The following is a 1,474-nucleotide window of genomic DNA, read 5'->3' as shown; positions in this document are numbered from 1 at the left end:
CCAGATGGCCAACAGCAACGCCGTCAGAAGGGCGGCATAACAACAACCGGGTATAGCTTATCAAGCCCGCAAAACTGTCCGAACGGACGGGACCACCTCAAACCTTGCCCATAAAACCCGTCCTCGTTCAGGCCAGATGATAGCTTATCGCCCTGTCCGAAAAATGGGGACCACCTCTTAAAGCAGTATAGCCTTGACCATATGCATCTTCCCCTGACCCTCTAAACCGTAACCGTTCTTGGCTATTCGGGCCTTGCTCCAACCATGCTATGTTCATTGTCACCTTTCGATTTCAACTAAGGTTGGTGGGGACGGGAGTCGTCAGTTCTCCCGGCGTTTGAAACGCACTTTCGATTCAGCGCCGAACCGGCGCACTCAGGTACACCCCATGATCGCCAACCAGCATCAGGCCTGCCGGTATTTTGGTACGATCGACATCCGCACCGGTCGGATGGCGCGACGACACGCCAGCCTTGAGAAAGACCGGGTCAACAAGCTGATCATAGGTAGGGGAATGTTCGCTCGCGGCTTGCGCATGAGCGAGAAGACGCGCCACGAGGGCATGGTCGAAATGAAGTTTCATGGCAGTATTCCTTTGTGTGAGCCCCTTGCGAGGACACAAAAAAGGCGGAACACCGAAGTATCCCGCCTTAAGAAATAAGAACCGGCGCCTCTGGCCCGAGGGACGCCCGATGCCGTTGCCGGTCATTCATCTTCATCGTCATCAAAGAAACGAAGCGAGGCATCGACCGGGCCGTCCGCATCAAACAGGACGTAATCACAGTCGTGATTCCGGGCCAGGGCAAGAATGGCCCGCAGTGACCGCGACCCCGGCCAATCATGGGAGTATGGATCCAGCGGGACATGGACAAACCATCCGTGCGGGCCGGACAGGCAGGTCAGCCCAAAGGAACCACCTGACCTTGCATATCTCTCAAGGTGTCCACGGTCCGACAGGGGGAGGTGGCCGGTGCTCAGGTCGAGGAATTTCCGGATCTGGAAAGGCGCTAACATCGGGTTTCTCCCTGCTGGAGGATGAGGCGGGTCAGACCGGCCCGGCGCTCTCGCCGAATGCGCCAGCGGGCAGGACCCATTGTTCGGGGGATGTGAGGACACGGCCACGCCAGCGGTGGCAGAGCGCACGGCGCACCAGATCCGGATGCTGGCGCACGGGGCCGTAGACCGTGCCGCCCCTGGCCAGCGTGCCGAGGTCCCGGTCGCGTCGGATGGTGCAGCCAAATGCGCGTTCCCACTCACACAGCCGGGCGAACCGATCCGGGTCCATGTGACGCAGCGTTGCAGCCTGATCGGCAGACATGAATACGCATGTCAGGCAGGACAGGCGGCCAAACCCGAGCTGATAGGGAAGCGGCGGAATCACGCCATGCCGACGCAGGATCTGCCAGACAGCCGCTTCACTCCAGGCATGTACCGGCCGCCAGTGATCGATATGCCGTCGGATCCGACCATCACG

1 protein-coding gene and 2 pseudogenes are annotated in these 1,474 nt (G+C 59.8%); all 3 read right to left on the bottom strand.

Features of this window, described 5'->3' with window-relative positions; genetic code table 11:
• Window positions 1-376 precede the first annotated feature (376 nt).
• A pseudogene (locus CFR71_RS15730) lies at window positions 377-583 on the bottom strand (DUF3085 domain-containing protein); the annotation flags it as partial.
• A 122-nt stretch (window positions 584-705) separates the two neighbouring features.
• Window positions 706-1,014 (bottom strand): DUF5983 family protein, encoded by a 309-nt coding sequence (locus CFR71_RS17310; RefSeq protein ID WP_010515656.1) that lies wholly within the window; start codon window positions 1,012-1,014, stop codon window positions 706-708.
• Between the two features lie 31 nt (window positions 1,015-1,045).
• Window positions 1,046-1,474 (bottom strand): annotated as a pseudogene (locus CFR71_RS15720) (phosphoadenosine phosphosulfate reductase family protein); the annotation flags it as partial.

The sequence above is a fragment of the Novacetimonas pomaceti genome, from assembly GCF_003207955.1.
In the GTDB taxonomy this organism is placed as follows: Bacteria; Pseudomonadota; Alphaproteobacteria; order Acetobacterales; family Acetobacteraceae; genus Novacetimonas; species Novacetimonas pomaceti.
The sequence above is the reverse complement of the archived record's forward strand: the minus strand, read 5'-3'. Positions and strand labels throughout refer to the sequence as shown.